Origin of the sequence: Nocardia coubleae NBRC 108252 (assembly GCF_001612805.1) — a bacterium.
Taxonomy (GTDB): Bacteria; Actinomycetota; Actinomycetes; order Mycobacteriales; family Mycobacteriaceae; genus Nocardia; species Nocardia coubleae.
The window spans coordinates 15,712-34,590 of sequence record NZ_BDBD01000019.1 but is presented as its reverse complement, the minus strand read 5'-3'; the positions used below and the strand labels follow the sequence as shown (position 1 = coordinate 34,590).

Below are 18,879 nucleotides of genomic sequence, written 5' to 3'. Positions count from 1 at the left end.
CCGTGACAGACTTCATCTGATACCTTGTCCCTCAAGGGGATACCTGTATCCCGCGCTCCAGCTCCATCAGCTGGAGCGCTTTTTTCTGTCCGCCTGTGAAGCCCTCGGCCATGCTGCCGGGGGCTTTTTGTCGTTTGGAGGGTTTCGATGTCGACCGGTGTTCTGTCCGTGGTGGGGGAGTCCACGGCGCTGGCTGTCTGGCCGGTGACGGCATTTCTCGGGGTGGTATTCGTCGTAACCGTGATTGCGCTCGTGCGTGCTGAACGAGACGATGTCCCAAGGATTTTCGCCGCGTTCGTGGGCGGGTTCGGATTCCGCACCGGGCCGGCAGGAGAAGAAGACGCTTCGACGGAGACGGAAGAAGCGGCCCTGGAGGAACACGATGAGTAGGCGTCGAGCTCGCACCGATCAGATTGAACGCCAGGTAGTGCCGCATGATGCCGCCGCGCGCCTGGCCGAACGGCTCAGGCGTCTGCTGGGACAGCAGGAGCTCCTAGATCGAGAGATTCCGGGGGATCTGCCCTGGCAGTCGAGAGAAGAGCTGAGGCCTGCGCGTATGTTCGATGCCCTTCTGCGTGGCGAGTCCTTGCTAGCCGTAGCGCTGAGGACGGGCGCGAGCACTGCGGATGTGTTATCGGCTTACCACGACCTCGTCTACGAGTTGAGCTTCGTCTGGGATCCCGATCAGTGGTCACCGGATGATGATCGGATCAACGCCGAGGAATTCGCGGCCTACCTCAGGAAGAAGATTGCGGGTCCGACAGCCGTTCGGCCACCCGACCCTGCGTGCACAATCCACGTCGGTGACCGGGCAGGAGCGACAACGTTACGTTCGCAACGGGTGCGTTGCAGGCAATGCCCGTGCATGGTGCCCGTGAACCCGCCATCGAAAAACGGTGCAAGCCAAGGACGGCCGCGCGCTATGCAGCAATGCGTGCCGTCAGCGCGACTACCGGCGCCGCAAGGCCGCAGCTGCCCACGACAACACATGACGCCGCAGTGGCGTAACCGCAGCGAATCGCCCTGCTGTGGCGGATTGGGTGCCATCGTGGTTGGGGAAGCCTCGCTCGTTCACGCCGTGGCGGTGAAAGGTGAACTCCTGACCGGTCTCGCCATCGTGGCTGGAACCCCATCTAGTTCATCGGCCGCCGATGCAACCTGCGCCTCCTGAGTCCGGAGGCGGCGTACCTGATGAGGATGGTCCGGCAACTGCGAGTGTGCTGCGGTGGATGCGGATACCTGTAGCTGTCGAGTCGGTTCCGGGCCAGCAGCGCGGCCGCCTGCGCCGGCTACTACCGGTCGGTGCAGCGTCGTCGCTGTGGGGTGCAATCCAGTGGCCGGTGCCCGACACGGCGCGATACGGTGGATCCATCGCTGCTGGAGGGGAATCGGGGGTAACAGGTGGGTCTGCGCAATCTTGTCGACTACAGGGGACACTATCTTCTCGACGTCGCCCTGGCGCGTGCTCGGTGCCGGATCGAAATTGCTGGATCGCCGTTCGATCGAGAACGCGCGCGCGAAGTTCTCACCGAACGCGGCTGGTCACCGACCTCGCAACCCGGTACCGGCCCCGATGACCGCGACACCTTCGCCCGCGACATTCGAACAGGACTGGGACCGGGCGCGGATGCCGCAGTAGCGCAGCGCCTCCAAGCGGAACTCGAGGACGGATTGTGCGACGCGCAAGTCGCCCTGGTCAGCCTGGAGCGCATCCGCTACCGGCAACTTCACGCGAATCGCCAGTCCCCAGGGCCCGCAGGCCTGACCTACCGCGGTCGCCCCGTCGACACTCTGACTACCTTCGCGCCGGCGCCGGTGTCATCGGAAACGCCCGAGTCCAGAACGGATGACCCGAACCCTACGCCGCCGAATCCTCCCGGTCCGCTAACGGTACTGATGTTGGGATGTCTCACCTTCATCGCCCGGGTGTCACGGCGCTTGCTTCGCTTCATCTACCGCCATCCCTGGCTCCGGAGGTCAGTACGTCGCCTTACCGCCGAGCCGCCCGTCGATCGAAACCGGCGACTGGTGGTGTGCGGAATCGCGGCTGCTATTGGGTTTACGGCTACCGCCCGGTGGGTCGAGGTGGGAGACAACAACGACCTGTCCGGCCCGTTTGTTTGGTTCGTGGGATGGGTGGTAGGGCTCGTCGTTGTGCTCGGTGTTTGCACGGGGTTGGCGAATCTGGCCACCCGCACGATCTTGCACGCATTGCCAGCAGATGTCAGTCTCCCCGATGGGCACTCTCGATGGCAGGCGACGTGGTGGATCGATTCCACGGCCGCTTCGATCATCGGCGCTCACCCGGCGCAGTTGATCAAACGCTCTGCGACGGTGGCGTACTTGTTGTCGGCGTTGGCTGGATCCCTTTTCGCAGGGCCGGCGCTGTGGCTGCTGAGCCGGCTCGTCTTCGTCGATGGCGACCAGTTCGTTGCCTTGGTTACGGGATTCTGTGTACTCGTGATCGGTATCCTTGTGGTGGACATGGTGCGTGCCCGTCACCGATCTCACACACGTCCGGCGCTTGCCCGAATCGCTTCTCTGCTAGCAATTCTGGGACTCGGCGGTATCGTTCTACGCCTGCCCGCCTACGCATACTTCGGCGCCTTGGGGTACCCGGCGGTCGCGTTTGAGATCACCTGGCATGAAGCAGTTCTGCATGCCGAGAAGTTCTTGATCGCTGTCGGTGTGTCTGCCCTGATGGTCGCGGTGTTCTGGATGACCGTGCCGCGCCTTCCACGGTGGATGCAGACGCCGATCGGATTGGTTTTGGCTGTTGCCGTCGCGTCAGCGGTTTTTGCGCAGTTGGGCCGATCCGAGCGTATCGGAGCCGCGATCAGTGCAGACAAGACGACGACCGCATCATCGACAAGGATCGCGGCCTGCTTGATCGAAGGCAGTGGGCGAAAACCTGTTTGGGTGCTGAGTCAGCCGACGGGACGGCTGCTGATCGGCGACCGGGGCGTTGGAGATCCCGTCAGGCCGGTTTCGGTCACCGAGCTGCGTCTCCTTCCGGCCTCGGTCACGATACAAATGCATTCGGAGACCACCTGCAGCTGATCCTGCGGATTCGGCCGCATGGTGTTCGCGGACTGTGCTGGGTATCGCCGCAGGGGCACCGATGCCCACCTAGACGGTCGGATCGCGTATGGACCCAGACGGCGGAGGAAGGGCCGCTATTCTGTGAACCGTTCATAGATGACCCGGTGCGGTGTGGTCGCGGCGGGTAGTCCGGCGATCTTCCCTTCTTCCGACAGCAGGGCCAAGCTCAACACCCTTGACCTGTTCTTGAGGAACTTTCTGATCCCGGATTCCCCTCGATAGCCAGAGGAGTGCTTGCCACCGTTCATCTCGGTGAGAAACACCGAACCTGCAACGTTGTGACCGGCCGCCTCGTACACCGCGTCGTTCCTGGCGAGACTGACGGCCAGGTCGACATCGCTGAGGCGTTCGCGTGTGGGATCCAGCATCGACCCGAACAGGACCACCCGGTCGACGACATAGAGGTTCATCGGATCCGTGGCGACGTGCTCGACCCTCTGCAGAAAGCTGGCAAGTGCCTTGTCCGCCGTGGCCCGGCTGACGGGTTTGGCCGCAGAGGCATTCGCCAATGCGTGACCCTTGGTCGAGGTCCGATACAGACGTGCAACGACCTCCTCGAACCGGCCGCTGCCGGCATCCCAGGCCCAGACCTGGCCGGTGGCTCGGTCCCCCTCGAGCGGCTCGAGATAGCCCCGCTCTACCAGTACATCGAACAGGTCGGCCGGATTGTTGAGATGCTTGCCCTGCGACTCTTCAAACCAGTACCTGTGGACATAGGACTGTGCGCACATCACGCGAAGGCGGTCGCGGACCTGTAGATAAGTGTTGCCGGTGTGCTCGAACTCCGCCTGTCCGTCGATATTCATGAGTACCCCCGTCTGCGGTCGATCAGACCTACTGTAGGCCGCACGCGAGGCCACGCCCAGCCTCTGTGGTGACGAGTGGGGCGTGGGCAAGGGGTGTTGCCGAGTGTGGTGTCCAGGCGGAATGCGTCGCCGCCGAGCAGGGCGTGACACACCCCGCTCCGTCATCAGTTTCCAGGCGTGCTGCGCGTAGGTTCTGCGCATGCCTCCGACGACTATCACCCGCCAGCCCGGCCTGACCAAGTTTCTGACCGACCTGGTCGAGGATCTGCGCGGGCTCGACACGAAATCAGCTTCCCCGACTGAGATGCTGTGCATCGCGGACAACGGGATATCGGCCGTCTCGCTCGTCGCGTCGCTGATGGCTCGCCGCAAACTATCAGCAGAGGCTGTCGCCGGTTATCACCTGGTCGGGAAGGTATGCGCACTGGGAACCTCGGCGATTGCCGAGGTCGCCGGAAGCGACACGCTCAACAGCCACTTCGATCCGTGGTTCAGCACTGTCGATCCCGATGCCTATCGCACTGTGGGAGGTGGGACTCTGCAGATCTTCCACAGCGAGCTGTGTGTCGTATTGAGCGAGCAGGTATTCGAATCTGGCCCGTGCGCTGTCCCCGGCATAGCTGTGCGTCAGCGCTGTCGCCACCGTCCGTTCGCACACCAGCTCGGTCACCCGAGCTAATGGCGCGCTCGGTGCTCAATCGCTCTCGCCGCAAGGATATCTGTCGACAGCGCGGGAGGATCAGCGAGTCGCTGCTTCTTTTCGGCGGGTATCGGTCTTTCCGCGTTCCAGCGTTGCCGCGTCGTCGGCGGGTCTCGCAGTCAGGTGTGATCATCCGTGAGGTGAGTGTTCTTGTTGCGAGCAGATCGCGAAAGTTTCTGAGCGGTCAGCGAGATGGACGGGCAGCTGGCGCGCTGTGCTGATGTGGTCCTGTCCGGTTTCATCGGTGATGTAGCTTGCCCACGGCGGCGTAGCTACACACCGTCGGCTGCGGCCACACCCCGAACCCGGCCAGGCACTCATCGCCGTTGTTGTGGTCGGGCCGCCACAGGTCTGCGGTGACCAGGCCGGGATCGAGTAGCAGCAACGGCGCGAGCATCTGTTCGACCTCGTCGCGATCGCGTGGCCGATACCGGATCCCGGCTGCGGCCAGTGTTTCGACGGCGGTGTCGATGTCGCTGTCGTGCAGGTCGGCGGCGGTGTGGGTGAACACCAGCCAGGATCTGTCGGGTAGATGCTGGAGTAGTGACGCCACCAGTGCGGGTGCGTCGGGGAGGAATTCGGCGGTCCCGGACAGGCATACCGCGATCGGTGTCGAGATGTCGAGTATCGTCGTGAGGTGTTCGGCGATGCTGGCGAAGGTTGTCAGGTCGGCGGTTGCGAACGCGGAGTTGGGCCCGGTCATAAGGGCGAGGGCGTGGGCGGCGACGTAGGGGTCGTGGTCGAGGTAGAGGGTGCGAGCGCTCGGGTTCTGGTTGGCGGCGACGTCGTGGATCTGGGGTGCGTTCGGGTATCCGCAGCCGAGTTCGACGATCTGGGTTATCCCGTGGTCGCCGACGAGGTGCTCGATCGCGCGCAGCATGAACGCGCGGGCGTGGGTGACCGCGACTCGGAAGGTGGTGTTGGCGCTGAGTTTGTCGGCGATGTGGCGGTCGATGAGGTAGGCGTCCTTGCCACCGTGGATCGCATCGAAGACCCTGGCTGGGTTGGGCTCCCTCGCGTCGAGCATGCCGTCACGGTGGGTACTCGTGGCGGAGCCGGTGCCGGGTGGGCAGGCGTCGGCCACTACTGTCCCTCGCTGATCTCGGAGATCTTGTTGACGCCGTCGGGGTCGGTGACGGTGTGGAAGATCAGGGTGGCCAACAGCTCTGGTGCGGCGTCGGGGCGTTGTTCGCGGACATGGACCTGCCAGGCAGCCGGTGCGGTCGGCACGATGGACACGCAGTACTTCGTCCCGGCCGGGACGGTGTCGATCCCGGCCTGGATCCCCTCGGCGGAGGGCACTTTCGCGTCAGCGGTGACGAATTCGCGGGCCGTGGTCCCGGATCTTTCGACGTAGTAGGCGTGTTGGAAGGCGAAGATCACCGAGACGGCGCTGGTCGTATCACCAGGTTCGGTGCCCGAGGCCAGCGCAGGCGTGCGGGTGTGCGGGCAGTCCGCGATCGCGTAGGTGGGTGAGCTCGGCGCGACGACCGAAGGTATGGGCAACGGGTCGGGTAGCGGTGTCAGCGGCGCCTCGGTGACGGGGGACGCGGTGTCGTGCAGTGCCAGCGTGATTACGACCAGGACCAGCAAGGCGATGCCGAATGCGGCGGCGAGCCCAGCGATGACCCGGCCCGGGCCACGGTCAGCGCGCGCGGGCGCGAAGCTGCGGCCGACCTGCCGGAACCCCGGTGGCGCTGCCGGGGCGCCGTGATCGGTGTCGCGGTGGTCGGTGGGCTGGCTCCAGTCCGACCAGTCCCCGACCCACCCGTCCTCGGTGTCGAATCGGTCGTCGTCGCTGTCGGCGGACGGCGTGTATCGGCGCAGATCCAACGGGCTCTCGCTCACGACGGCACAGCCCCGATGACCGGGACAACGACACCTGCCGGGCCCCCGGCGATCGAGGCCGGGGCCGTGACCCCTGCTTGGGTACGCGGCTTGTGCTCGCCCTCGTCCCCGGCTGCCGACTGGGCTCCCGCGGGCGGGAGCACTGCGGTCGTGGGCGCGCCCGCAGTGTTCGGCACGACCCCTGGTTGTCCAGTGCCGCCGGGCCCGGTCGGTGCGGCTGGCTTCGGGTCGGCCGTGTTCGGGCCTGCGGAGGGCTCAGGTTTCGGCGCGGCGGCCGGGGAACCCCCGGCATTCGTTCCGGTGCCAGTACCGGCTGCGGCACCGCCTGCGGGTTTGTCGGAACCGCCGAAGTTGATGACCGGTGCGGCCGGCGTGGTGGTGGGGTTCGTGGCGGTGGCACCGCTGTTAGTTGCCGCTGGTGGGATGGTCGCGTTGTCGCCTGTGCCGGTGAGCGCGGCGGTGATGGTGTCACCGGCTTCGGCGCCGAGGGTGTCGATGGCGTGCGTGGCGACGCCTGCTCCTTCGGTGATCAGGGTGGTCAGGACTTCGGCGCCGGAGGTGATCAGCTGGGTGCCCACGGTGGTGGCGGCTTCGATCGCCGCGGCCCCAAGGGCTTGTTGCATCGCGATAACAGGGTCGGTCGAGGTTGCGTTCGTGTCGGGCGCTGTGGCGGAGGCATCGTCGCCTGCGGTGGTGTCGTCGGTCGGCAGGGAAGGGTCGCCGGTCGAGGGGCCGCCGCCGGTGCCCAGGCTCGACTTCGGGGTTGTATAGGACTTCTCGCCGAGCTTGCTGCTGTAGCTGTCGTAGTCGGCTTGGGCGCCCTGCACAGTGGACAGGGCGCTGCTGTACATCTCGCGGGCCAGGTCGATCACCTGCGTTACGCCTCGGTCGTTGGGGGAGACTTTCAGGATCTGGCGGGCTTGGGTGGCGAAGTCGTCGAGTTCGGCATCGAGCGCGGTGGAGGCGGCGGTGTTGGTGCTGACCGCGGCGTCGATCAGGGTGGCGAAGTCGCCGGAATCGGCACTGCTGTCGACGATCTGGGTGCGTGTGCCGCGGATCGCGGGGATTGCGGTGTCGGCCGCCGCTGAGGTCCAGGTCGACTCGAGGTCCGTGGCTCTCACCCGGTACGGGGCTTCGGTCGCGTCGAGTTGGGTGATCGCGGTGTTCAGCAGGGCGATCGCGTCGGTGGAATCACCGGTACCGTCGAACGCTGCCCGCAGGTCGGTGATCGGTTTCGACAGGTAGGTGATGATCGCGTCCGGATCCGGTGTCGCGGTGCTGGTGGCGGGTTTGGTTCGGGGGACCATCACTGTCCTTCGGAGATGGTGGACAGGTTCGCGGCGAGCTGCTGGTCGTGACTGGCAAAGCTTGTTCGGCAGGTCTCGACGTGCCCGGCCTGGTCAGTGACCGCGTTCGCGCAACCCTCGAGGTGGGCGGCGTGGTCGACCAGCGCAGCGATGAGCTGGGTGCGGAACTCGGCGCCGATCAACCCCAGACCCGGAACTGCGGCGGCGGCGGCAGTCGTGGCGTGGGTGGCAGCGGCGAGGTCACCGACAACCTGGGTTCGTGTCACCGCCACGAACTCCTGAGCGGTGGTCGGGTCGAAATCGAGCGACATGATGCCCCCTTCGAATAGTGGTGTGGAGATGGACGAGTCCGGTCGAGATGTCACAGTGACGAAGGTTGTGCACGCGCGGGCACGCCTGCCGGTGGCGGCCAGCGCCGAACCGGTTGCGTGTATGGGCTCGTGCTCGGGCCCGTCGGGGCCAGTAGTGCGTCGATGTCCAAGACCTGCCACGTCGCGAGATTGAGGTGGCGGGCGCCGAGTGCGGCGGCGGCGATCGCTTCGACCAGTACGGGCCGATGGGCGCCGAAGCTGCTGTGCTGGTGCGGTCGCAGACCGTAGTGGGCCAGCAGGGCGACGAGGTCTGTGCGGGCTCCGTTCACGTCGTTGCTCAGGTCGAGCAGCGCCAGCGCCGTGGAGCGGCTGGTGTGGCGGCGTTCCCAGCGGCGGTTCAACGCCGCGACTGCTCTGGTCGGCTCGAATCGGCGTAGCTGGGGCAGCGGATCGAAGGCCGCCATCGCGCGAGCGCGTCGCCGTGCCTGGTTCAACCCGGTCACGAACTCGCGGTGGACGCGGTCATGGAATCCGTGATGGATGAACAACTGCCAGGCCAACACGGCCGTATGTATCCGGGCCTCGCGGGCCAGGGTGGCGTCGGTGGCTGGGAAGCTGAGGTAGGCCAGGGCAGTCGCGGTGGACGACAAGGCCAGTCCGGCGATGGTCGTGTGGGCGATCGTGTCGGGCAGGCGCGGTTTCGACTGGCCGCGCAGGACACAGACCTGCCGATCCGGGCGGGGATTGAGGGTCGTCATCAGTTGCCGATCATGGCGTTCATGATGGTTCCGGCGCTGGTGGCGATGGCGCCGCCGATCATGGCTCCGGCGATCATCTTCGGCGATTCCAGGCCGCCGCCGGTCCATTTCTCCCAGGCGAACTTTCCGCCCGCGTAGGTGATGGCCACGACCCCCGACAACAGGACGAACCAGGTGAGGTACTGCACCAGCTGCAGGATCTTGTTCGACATCGGCGGCGCTTCGGGGGTGGGGTTGCTCAGCTGTGCGAGCAGGTCGTGACCGGCGGCGAGCACAACGTTCATCAAGTGGTCGGCCTTTCGAGAATGGGATGCGACACGGTCAGCGGGCGGGGCCGCTGACGCCGGGCTGTCGTGGGATCGATGAGGTCGACGGCGCGGAGGTGTCGCGGTGGATGCCGGGTTGTTGCGGCGCTGCGACCGTGGCGGGCACGGAAGGATCTGGAGTGTCGGGGAGAGCCGTCGGTGGGGAGGCGATGTGTTGGGGGGGCTCCCACCACCTCACCCAGCGAGGGGCCTGGGGAGGAGGTGGGAGCGGGCAGGTCCACGTGACGGAACGTGGACGTAGTCGAGGAAAGCCCCACGGCCGGTGTCGTGGTCGGCGCTGTGGCGGTATTCGAGGTCGAGTGGCTCGCGGGCAGGGGTGTTCCGGCGGCGTCGTGGGCGGCGGCGGCCAACCACGCGCCGGCCCATGCGGCGGGGGAAGGACCGTCGCCGATCGGCCGTGAGTAGGCGTCATGACGCATGCCCGTTTCCCAGATCCGCACCCAGGTCGTCAGGTCGAGCAGGGCGTGGTTGTCGGCGACCTCACGGCGCACGACGTCGAAGGCCGCCGCGACGAGTCGATCCGACGTGGTTGGAGGGATCAGCTCGGTGATCGCGGTGGTGAACTTCTCACCAAGCATCGCCACTGCAGCCGCGGGGTGAGACAACCCGATAGTGCCCAACTGGGCGAGGGTAGCCGGATTCAGGACCGAGGCCAGCAGCACGTGGACCGTGTTCAGCCCGATCACGCCGACCCGCATCACCGCCGCCAACGCCGCGTTCACCTCGAGCGGGGTGCGGGGATCGGAGGCCTCGGCCAGCCGCTGGGAGATCGACTTGGACGGCGACACTTCCCATTCGGTCAACGAGGCCCCGGAAACGTCGTCCTCGACGGCGGTCGAGACGGCCTCGAGTGAGGTGTAGGCCAGGGCTTGCCCGATCGAGACCAGCGAGGCGATCGGATCACCGGCCGACAGCAGCGACTGCGACGCCACCCCGGCGGCCGCCCGCAAGATCGCCGACCCGGTCGGTGTGTCGCAGGCCAGATCGCCTGCGACGCACAGATTCGCCACCCGACCGGTCAGGGCGCCGTAGTCGGCGGCGATGTCGCGTTGCGGGCCGATGCCGCCACCGGAGGCCACCGACGGAAACGGCGCGGCGGGCAGCAGCGCCAGATGTCGACCGCTGGTGCCCGGTGCCGGGGCCGGGGTGAGGGCATCGGTTCCCGGGAAGACTGGCGCGCCGGGGCTGCGGGTCGGGTCGGCCATCATCACCACGGCCGCGACCTTCTCGGCAGCCACGACCCCCTGTCCCGCGCCGACCTGCTGAGCCACCAGCGAAACCACGTGCGCGCCTTGGGAATAGCCCAGCAGCGCGACACGGGTCTGCGGGCACGCCGAATGCACCTGCCGCATCATTGATTCCGTGCGTACGACACCGGTAGCGACCGATTCCGCATACGGCACGGTTGAGTCGCCGACCGCGCCGCCGAACCCGGCCGGATACGGCACATACGCGCGGTCGACCAAACCGGGATCGCTGGCCGCGGCCATCATCGGACGCACCGCCAGCGACAGCATCCCGGTGTCGGTGCTCGGCGCGGCATCCGGTGACGACTCACCGGTACCCTGCACGGCGAAGACATACAGCGCAGGGCACGCGCCCAGCGCGAGGACGGTTGAGGGCGCCGCGGCCGGGGGCGAGGACGGTGCCCCAGCCGCTGGCGTGGCTGCCGTGACCATTACGGCCACGCCGAGGACGGCGGTGACCAGGCGGGCGGGCATCAGGGATGCTCCGGCGTGTGTGCCGTTGCGCCGAGACCGGCCCACCAGATGCTCAACGGGACGCGTCGTCGGCCGACGGCGAGGTCGGTGAGGAGTCCGTCGAGCGCCACGGCGAGCTCGAACAACGGACCCCACACCATGATCAGACTGGTCGCTGTATGGGAGTCATCGAGCCGCGCGGCGTAGCTGGCCATCCGTGCGAGACTCATCGCGACGGTCTCGGTGTGTGGGGGAGTCGCGATCGACGGTACAGGCAACGCTTCGGCGACAGCGGTATCGATTCGGCGCATCTGCTCGGCCCGTGCCGCGCTGAGCCGTTCACCAGCCAGCCCCTCGGCGCGGGCGATCTCCACCAGCTCGACAGCGCCGGCCAGGATCGGGTCGGCCAAGTCCTCACCCTCACTCCAGCCCAGGACCGCACCGAGAATTGTCATGCCGGTCGGCAGCGGCGAATCCTGTTCGAATGCAGTGGAAGTCATGACGGCGGCTCCTGAAAATGGCATCGATCGGTCGAGAGAGGCTGCGGCACAGCGATGTCGGTGTCCGAGTCGGCCGGGGCCTGGCCGACCGGACACACGGGGGGTCAGTGGCCGGTGTGCAGGGCCAGCACACGGGTGAGCACGACCGTTGCGTCCTGGCCGTAGACGGCTTGGCCGTGCAGGCGGTCGAACAGCCGCGCGGCCAAGGCGACGTCGCGCGAAGAGGTGGCGACCACCTCCCCGGTCGCGGTTTCGGACTCCACGCGGGCGGTGTCGTGCAGGACGAACTCCGGTGCCGGACCCACGAAACGCGCGTTGAGCGGCACGATCCCGATCCGCACGTGCGGGCGCGCATCGAGCTGGTCACGCAACGCGAGGATCTGCTCGGCCATGATCTCGCTGCTGCCGACGACGTGATGCAGCGCCGATTCCCCGATCAGGAAATGGAAGTCACGCTCATCTCGGTCCAGGATCTGCTGGCGCTTCATCCGTGCGGCGACCGTCTCGTCGAGATCGTCGGGAACCTCGAGCACCCCGAAGCACTCGGACAGGATCGCCCGCGCGTAGTCCTCGGTCTGGACGAGCCCGATCACGATGTCGGGGTTCCAGGCTCGCTGCTGGGTGACGCGTTCCTCGATCGCGATCAGGCTGCGCTGCAACGGCGCCAGCCCGTCGATGGTGTGGTCGTAAATGCTGGTGTAGGACATGATGTTCTTCCTTGCTATCCGGTGTGGCGCGACCAGTCGGCCGTTGCGGGCGGTGGTCAGGCGGCGTCGAGTAGGCCGCGGGCGGCATCGCGGGTGATCGTGTAGACGAGCTCGAAGTCGGCCAGGGCGCCGGGGCGCGGCGGGCTCAGCCATACCCGTGTCGGGTCACCCGGGGTCGGCAGCGGGATCGGGGAACCCGGCGCGGTGCGGATGGCTTGCACCTTCGAGCCGCGCGGGAAGATGTTGACCAGGCGCGGGTCCTCGGCTCGGATCGCGGTGGTCAAGAACATGCGCTGCCCGGTCGCGGTGTTGTGCACGATCGGTGTCTGAATTCGGCTGTGGCGCAACTGGTCTGCGACTCTGTCAGCGAGCCGGTCGCAGACCTGGATGCCGTGGATCTGGTCGGCGGGCAGCACGATGTTGTCGTGGCTGTCGAGCTCGACCCGCCAGCCCAATTGCCGGTAGGCGGCGCAGCGGTGCGCGGGCGTCTCGGTCACGGATGTAGCCACAGGACCTCACAAGGCATTCGATGTTTCGGTAGATATCCATCGCTGACTTCGAGGGCAGTGATGGAGGGACGAGGATGGATCCGGCACTCGCGCAAAAAGTTCTGTACGGCCGAGACGCACCCGCTGAAGTCGGCGACGAGCCCGCCACTGATCACTCGAAGGTGAGTGTCGGGCTCATCGGGGCGGGGCGATCCAGACCGCGGCATGACGGGCTCCGGCGCCGCTTATCGGCAGGCCAGGATCGTGGAGACCACGACCTCAGCGCTCGGCCGATAGGGATCCAAGGGTTCGTGCGGTAGCCAACGTCGCGCCGGGTCACGGGGCGAGGGCAGCAACACCTCATCGCCCTCGGCAGCGAGCACCGCCCCGGTACTGGACAGAGCCGCGAAGGTGGCACCGCCGCGTAGGTGTGCGGGTACGGGACCGGTAAGGATGGTCAGCAGTGGCTGGCGGGTGTCACTGCGTACGATCACCGGGCCGGGCCACGGCAGTGCCGCGACTACTCGTTGGCCGAACGCGGAGGCCAACTCGATGGCGCCGACGGTCCCGACCCGCAACACGATCTGGCTGGTGGATTCCCGAACGAACACGTCGAACCCGCAGGAGTTGCGGTAGATGGTGGCACGGTGAACCACTTTGTCCACCGGCAGTAAACGCATGCTTTTCATCGCGCGCCGCCCTGCTGCAGGGAACGACGGACGGCGTCGAGGACCGTGGTGGTTGTCGGTCGTTGAGGGCTGGTCGGGGGTGACTCCCATGCACGACATGAGCCCGTGTTGGTCGCGGTGGGCGTCGGGAGACCGATGCGGGCACCGGAAGCCAACACCACGACGCCGTTGACCCACAACCGGACGGCATCTGGGAGCGCTTCGATTCTGCGGTCAGAATTGGTGAGGAACGTCCACGTCCCGGACTTGGGGTGCGACACGATTGGGCCGCAGCCTGCTCCGGTACGCCTGAGCTCACTTCGAGCCCGTCGGCCGAGAAGTTCGGAGACCATGACTGCCTGGACCCGCCCAGCCAAGAGAACGATCTGGCCGGAGACTGGATCAGGCTCCGCTGGCAACTGGCACACTTGCCGGTAGTAGGCGCACCGCGCAGCTACGGTGACGCCTTCCATGTCTGGATGGGCGTGTGCGCGGGGACTTGCTGCCGGGCGCTGGGCGGCATCATCTGGGTGACATAGTCGTGTAGAGCTCGTGAGGTAGGCCGTCATCGGGTCCTCCACGTTTGTGGCGGGTGGGATATTCGGATCAGGTGCGAGGGGAGTCCCGCCACACTTCTATTCCTGGCCGTGGGAGCCGACCCGTCGTACTTGGACAGCCTGTGGTCCACGGTCGCTGTCGGTGATCTCGAACTGGACATGATCATTCTCGGAGAGCGCGCGAAAGCCCTGCCCGAGGATCCCGGTGTAGTGGACGAATACATCGCGGCCAGCATCGCGCGCGATGAAACCGAAACCCTTCTCGGCGCTGAACCACTTGACAGTCCCGGTGAATGACATGTGCTATTTCCTTCGTTGAGCGACGCCCCGCATGGGGTCGGGCTGGTTGGGCGGGTACACCGCACCGGGAACGAGCGTTCACCGGGCGCGTGCGAGATCAGCGGCGCTGTTTGCCTGCAGGGTTGTTTGCTCATCGACGCCAGAGACGAACCGCCTGCAGCTGTGCATTCGGTTCGTGTGGTCGGGGTCGAGAGTCCGCGCCTGGGCATAGGTCGAGCTTGGTGTCACCTGCCGTTCTGCGGTAGTTGGCAAGTGTTAGCAAGTGCGGGCGCCGCTAGCCTGGTGATGTGGCAGAGAAGCGGTTCCTGTTCGATCCCGTCCAGATGGTGTCCGTCGCTCGTGAGGCGAGCACCGATGCTGGCCTCTCGGCGACGCGGGTGGAGCTGTTACGCCTGGGCCAGAACCTGATGTACCTCCTGCCTGGAGAAGGCGTGGTTGTGCGGATTGCCCGCAACTCTGATTTCCTGGCGACTGCCGTGAAGGAGGTGGCTGTCGCCGGCTGGCTTCGGCGTCAAGGGTTCGCCGCCGCGGAAGCGCTCGCCGTGGATCAACCTCGAGTAGTGCAGGGTTACCCGGTCACCTTCTGGCGCTATGTCCCTGGTCGGGTCTCTGATGAATCCGACCTCGCGCTGCTTGGTGCCCAACTTCTCCGCTTTCACAACTTGGGCTGGCCTGCGAGCTTGGCTGTGCCCGACTTCGACCCGCTGGCACAGCTTCGACAGCGAGTCGAGTCGGCATCGATACCCGCGGAGGACAGGGAGTTCCTGCTACAAGAATTGCTTCGGCTAGGTATTGAGTTGCGAGAAGTGCGGTATGAACTTCCATCGGGTGTGAACCATGGCGATGCGCACATCAAGAATGTGATTGTCACGTCTGCAGGCGAGGGCGTGTTGCTCGACTTCGAGGGTGTATGTCGAGGTCCTCGCGAGTGGGATCTGGCGAAGGTCGCGACCGAGGCCGAGTTGGGAATGGTGAGCTCTCACCACTATGAAGCGTTTGTGCGCGCGTACGGTTACGACGTTCGGACGTGGGAAGGCTTCGGTGTCGTGAGCTCGGTCATGCGACTGCGAATGACGGCCTGGATTGCCCAGAACGTTGAACACTCTGATGCGGTAGCACAAGAGTTCGCGAAGCGCATCAAAACGCTGCGAGACGGTCAGCCCTCCGAAGACTGGCGCGGCTTCTGAACCGGAGCAGAGCGATAACGCTCTAGAACATCGAGCAGTTGAGGGACTTTTCGCTTAATCGCTGCGGCACGGAAGTCGTCGACATAGCGCTGGTGCCGGGCCGAAAGGACGGTCACACCGGTTTGCATAGCTTCCGCTGCGAGCACTGCTGCGTGGTCAGCGTCGCCTGCGACGAGCGCAGCTTGGGCGGACAAGAACCGTATGAAGCCGCGAGTGCGAGCAGGAGTGCTGGAAGTTATTGCCGTACTAGCAAACTCTTGCACTTCCCGGAAGGCGCTGAGGTCGTGGAATGCATGAGCCGCGTCGCCAGCTAACTCCGCTGCGTCGTAGTAGCCGATCCAGGGCGGTTCGAAGTCGCTACTCCGGCTGAACAGAGTCTCCGCGTGCAGGATGGCCGCAATCGCTTCCTGGCGTTCACCCGCGACTGCCAGCGCTCGTGCCTCCATCATCACACACATTGTTTCGACCGCCGGTGTGCCTCGGCCACGCAACACCGACTCGGCCGCACGCGCAAAGGTCAAGGCCTGCCGAGGTTTCCTTAGGAACGTGTATTGATGCGAAAGGTTTGCCAGCAGCCGTGCCCCCAGCAGCTGGTCCCCCGCTTCACTTGCCAATCGGAGACCGAGCACGAAGTAGCGAGCCGCTTCACGATGGCGATGTTCATCGTAAGCTGCCCACCCGAGCAACTGAGAAACTTCGGCAGCTGCGGAGAAGACATTTCGATCGGATTTGCTGGCCATGCACGCCCGCACGGCCGGTACGACCTCCGCGAGGAAGAACGATTGCAGCATCGGTCGCACGTGCCCCCCGCCTCGCTGGAAGTCCAGCTCCATCAGCTGGGCCGCGCGATCGCGAAGCCGGTTAGCGGCATACGTCCTGTCGGTGGATTCTGGCTCGACTGCAGTTGGAAGAAGATGCGAATGCGCGAATACGTAGCCCGCCACCACCTGGTCATCATCGATAAGCGGCGACGCGATGGATGCTGCGCTGTCGGGAGGTCCTTGGTACCTGCTCAGATCCTCTGCGCGGTCGACAGCGACATCAAGCTTGAGTTCGTATCGTGAAGTTTGAGTAAGAAGGTCATACGGGTCGGGAAGCCCTAGGACACTCGCGAGGAGGCCACGATAGAACTGATCCGGTGTGGTGTGTCCATTTTCCCATCGACTCAAGGCCGTTTTAAGGCTTCGCTCGGTCATTATGCTGACGCCGTGGTGGCGGGCGTGAAGTGTGAGGGCATGGATGACCCGAGTATGCGACCATCCCTTAGCTTTTCGTGCGGCCTTGAGTTCATCGCCGATGGGCATGCTGACCCCTCCTTCAGCCGGGTTGCGCGCGCAGTCGCTACGTTAGCCAATCAGCTTGGCACGCAGTCCTGAAGGGTGCATGGCTTGCGACAACGATGCCCACGCCTGAGCGTGCGTCGGCATCCACGGACACGTCATCGCCCTGGGTGGGTGGAGCAGCGGGCATTGGCCCTGCGCTACGACCACAACCGAGAACGGCGTTCGGGCCAAGTCGATTTGGGCATCTGGAGGCGGAGATTGGAAATGTTGCAGCTCTCGGGACGCGGGCGCGCGAACGAATGCCATTCGGAGTCCCGTGCACACTACGGGCTCAAGCTGTCGGTGCAGGTGTGGATACTGGCAACTGATCCGACCGGCTGTGCCCCGAGGAGGATCCTGCAGGACACCCATCGCCACCATCAACCACGCTGGCGCGGCCGCTGTCGACCGCAAAAGTGAAAGGACGCCCGACCCCGATGAGCATCGACTGGCACACGATCGGTCAGGAACACTTCGACCGCGTCGTCGAAGCACTGATCAACCACAAATATCGCGGCGCCGACGTCGAGGTGATCGCACTCGACGGCCGGGGTGGTGACGGCGGTGTCGACATCGAGGTGCGCCAAGGCGGGCGGGTGATCATCTTCCAGCTCAAGTATTTTCCCGAAGGGTTCAGCGGCGGCTGGAAACCCCGCCGCACGCAGATCAAGCGCTCGTTCGCCAAGCTGGTCAAGACGCGAACCGTCGACAAGACCTGCATGGTCGACGAATGGGTTCTCGTGGTGCCGAGAAACCTGACTCCTGGTGAGCATGCGTTCGTCACCGGCCTCGGCAAGACCGCTGGCACGCCGCTGACCCGGCCCTTTGGTCGCAAAGACCTCGATGATCTGCTCATCGAATTTCCCGAGGTCGACCGCTGGGCTCAGCGCGATGTTCATAGCGAACTGCGAGACAACGCCGCGATCTACAACCGTGAGCGCGACAACCTGCTCAGCCCTGACGATCTGCCGATTCGAGTGGCCGCTCTGGGCGCGCTGGCGGACTCGACCGATCTGCACTGGGCGACCGACTTCGCGCGCGTCGGTGACGTGGTGACCCGGTCAATACGCCCGAAATACCCTCGTGCGCAGGAACAGAGCCCGATCCTGGTCAACATCGAAGGAGCGTTCGGTCCACAACATGCTGCGCTGCGAGAGCAGTTCGAACGTTCGACACGCTTCGGTGCCTCGGGCGAGGTTGTCCTGCCAGCCGAGGTCGTAGGCGCCGTGACGATCACCGGACCAGAACTCGTCGCCGGTGTTTACACAGGGATGGAAGTGCGATTCGAGGCACTGAGCCACGGCGCGGGTATCGGTGCTCCGGCGGAGCTTCGGTTCTTCGATGAACACGGCACTCAGGTCCTCGCGCACGAAGGGCGGATCTCACATCTGACTGAGGGCTCGGAGGGCTTCGCGATGAGGATCGACTTCTTCGACCACCTCCAGATCGAGTTGCTGAGCCCGAAGGATCTCTCCCAGCCAGGCCATGCCGATATCAGCTACAACCTGCGGCGCATCCGCCCCGCGGACGCCCTCGGTGTCGAGGAGATTCTGACAGCGATCAACCAGACCGATCTTCTCTGCCGGGTATACATCGACGACAAGTTGCTCGTGTCGCTGTCATTCGATCCCCCCGCAGATACCGAGGTCGATGACGAGCTCGATGCGATGTTCCGCCTCGCCTACGACCTGAAGGCCGTGCAGGAACATTGCCGGTCGTCGTTCGACATCCCCGCCGCTTTGACGCCACTGGAGCGCATCAATCTGCGAGTGGCGCGGCTGTTGCTGGAGGGCTACGCGGTCGCATCTCCGGAAGCGCCCGGTGGTGTGGTTACTCTGAACGGTTCCGACAGCCCACGCCTACGTCAACTTCTTGCAGGTGAAGCGGCTTGGGTCAGCTTCACCGCAGAACGTTTCACGTTCTCCGTCGGTGCGAAGGAGTTCACTCTCACCGACGTGCTGGTCTTTCATCCCCGCGCGATCGCACGCAACGCCGCAAAAGCCCTCGCAGCCCTGGAGAATGGCGAAGCGGCGGGCTTTCGACTCAAGGTGGCTCCGAGCGACGAGCCGTACTTCTACCTGGCTCTTCCCGCCCGGCTCGGTGAGCCGGTGCCACCGGTCTCGGACTGGAAACTGGCGCTCTGGAGTTTGCCCGGTATAATCCAGCCCGGTCCGCGCGCCAGCACCGCGGACGGAACCGACGAGCACCGGTGAGCGCCGACGACCACCCACGAAGCCAGCTTCGACGACCCGGACGACGCCTCAGCCGTCGAAGAGCTCGAACAGTGCAGCT

At 65.4% G+C, this 18,879-nt stretch carries 19 protein-coding genes; 4 read left to right on the top strand and 15 right to left on the bottom strand.

The annotated features are described in order from the left end of the window. Positions 1–147 precede the first annotated feature (147 nt). The gene (locus NCO8_RS19985) at positions 148–390 is read left to right on the top strand and encodes a hypothetical protein (RefSeq protein ID WP_157105005.1); all 243 of its coding nucleotides are present in this window, start codon (positions 148–150) and stop codon (positions 388–390) included. Positions 391–1,401: 1,011 nt separating this feature from the next. Next, entirely contained in the window at positions 1,402–3,060 is a 1,659-nt protein-coding gene (locus NCO8_RS31455; RefSeq protein WP_157105004.1) for a hypothetical protein, read from the top strand. A 116-nt stretch (positions 3,061–3,176) separates the two neighbouring features. On the opposite strand, the gene NCO8_RS19975 is transcribed toward NCO8_RS31455, so the two are convergent. From NCO8_RS19975 to NCO8_RS19910, 14 genes are all read right to left on the bottom strand, one after another. Then, positions 3,177–3,908, bottom strand: a complete 732-nt coding sequence (locus NCO8_RS19975; protein ID WP_067641714.1) for a nucleotidyltransferase family protein — start codon at positions 3,906–3,908, stop codon at positions 3,177–3,179. A 376-nt stretch (positions 3,909–4,284) separates the two neighbouring features. Further along, complete coding sequence (locus NCO8_RS31450) at positions 4,285–4,578, bottom strand: hypothetical protein (RefSeq protein ID WP_157105003.1); 294 nt, start codon at positions 4,576–4,578, stop codon at positions 4,285–4,287. 268 nt (positions 4,579–4,846) lie between these two features. Continuing rightward, positions 4,847–5,635 carry an SAM-dependent methyltransferase gene (locus NCO8_RS19965; RefSeq protein WP_157105002.1) on the bottom strand — a complete coding sequence of 263 codons (789 nt, stop codon included), beginning with the start codon at positions 5,633–5,635 and terminating at the stop codon, positions 4,847–4,849. 56 nt (positions 5,636–5,691) lie between these two features. Continuing rightward, positions 5,692–6,456 (bottom strand): DUF8176 domain-containing protein, encoded by a 765-nt coding sequence (locus NCO8_RS19960; protein ID WP_067641707.1) that lies wholly within the window; start codon positions 6,454–6,456, stop codon positions 5,692–5,694. Then, positions 6,453–7,763 carry a hypothetical protein gene (locus NCO8_RS19955; protein WP_067641705.1) on the bottom strand — a complete coding sequence of 437 codons (1,311 nt, stop codon included), beginning with the start codon at positions 7,761–7,763 and terminating at the stop codon, positions 6,453–6,455. The genes NCO8_RS19960 and NCO8_RS19955 overlap by 4 nt, the downstream gene beginning before the upstream one ends. Then, positions 7,763–8,074, bottom strand: a complete 312-nt coding sequence (locus NCO8_RS19950; protein ID WP_067641703.1) for a type VII secretion target — start codon at positions 8,072–8,074, stop codon at positions 7,763–7,765. Before NCO8_RS19950 ends, NCO8_RS19955 begins: the two co-directional genes overlap by 1 nt. A gap of 50 nt (positions 8,075–8,124) precedes the next feature. Beyond that, on the bottom strand, positions 8,125–8,832 hold the full coding sequence (locus tag NCO8_RS19945; protein WP_067641701.1) for a hypothetical protein: 708 nt from the start codon (positions 8,830–8,832) through the stop codon (positions 8,125–8,127). Next, positions 8,832–9,116, bottom strand: a complete 285-nt coding sequence (locus NCO8_RS19940) for a hypothetical protein (RefSeq protein ID WP_067641699.1) — start codon at positions 9,114–9,116, stop codon at positions 8,832–8,834. The genes NCO8_RS19945 and NCO8_RS19940 overlap by 1 nt, the downstream gene beginning before the upstream one ends. Then, a complete protein-coding gene (locus NCO8_RS19935; protein ID WP_067641697.1) occupies positions 9,116–10,879 on the bottom strand; it encodes a cutinase family protein in 1,764 nt (587 codons plus the stop codon). Before NCO8_RS19935 ends, NCO8_RS19940 begins: the two co-directional genes overlap by 1 nt. Next, positions 10,879–11,358 (bottom strand): hypothetical protein, encoded by a 480-nt coding sequence (locus NCO8_RS19930; protein WP_067641695.1) that lies wholly within the window; start codon positions 11,356–11,358, stop codon positions 10,879–10,881. Before NCO8_RS19930 ends, NCO8_RS19935 begins: the two co-directional genes overlap by 1 nt. Before the next feature lie 104 nt (positions 11,359–11,462). After that, positions 11,463–12,065, bottom strand: a complete 603-nt coding sequence (locus tag NCO8_RS19925; protein WP_067641692.1) for a DUF5753 domain-containing protein — start codon at positions 12,063–12,065, stop codon at positions 11,463–11,465. 56 nt (positions 12,066–12,121) lie between these two features. Next, complete coding sequence (locus tag NCO8_RS19920) at positions 12,122–12,574, bottom strand: hypothetical protein (RefSeq protein WP_157105001.1); 453 nt, start codon at positions 12,572–12,574, stop codon at positions 12,122–12,124. Positions 12,575–12,798: 224 nt separating this feature from the next. Then, on the bottom strand, positions 12,799–13,242 hold the full coding sequence (locus NCO8_RS19915; RefSeq protein ID WP_067641688.1) for a hypothetical protein: 444 nt from the start codon (positions 13,240–13,242) through the stop codon (positions 12,799–12,801). 614 nt (positions 13,243–13,856) lie between these two features. Beyond that, positions 13,857–14,078: a cold-shock protein gene (locus NCO8_RS19910; protein WP_067641687.1), complete on the bottom strand. Its 222-nt coding sequence runs from the start codon at positions 14,076–14,078 to the stop codon at positions 13,857–13,859. 287 nt (positions 14,079–14,365) lie between these two features. Between NCO8_RS19910 and NCO8_RS19905 the strand changes: the two genes are divergently transcribed. Continuing rightward, entirely contained in the window at positions 14,366–15,265 is a 900-nt protein-coding gene (locus NCO8_RS19905) for a phosphotransferase enzyme family protein (protein WP_157105000.1), read from the top strand. Here NCO8_RS19905 and NCO8_RS31445 read toward each other — a convergent pair. Further along, a complete protein-coding gene (locus NCO8_RS31445) occupies positions 15,235–16,569 on the bottom strand; it encodes a helix-turn-helix domain-containing protein (protein ID WP_157104999.1) in 1,335 nt (444 codons plus the stop codon). The two genes, NCO8_RS19905 and NCO8_RS31445, sit on opposite strands and share 31 nt — an antisense overlap. A gap of 455 nt (positions 16,570–17,024) precedes the next feature. Between NCO8_RS31445 and NCO8_RS19890 the strand changes: the two genes are divergently transcribed. Beyond that, a complete protein-coding gene (locus NCO8_RS19890; RefSeq protein ID WP_067641679.1) occupies positions 17,025–18,800 on the top strand; it encodes a hypothetical protein in 1,776 nt (591 codons plus the stop codon). Positions 18,801–18,879 lie beyond the last annotated feature (79 nt).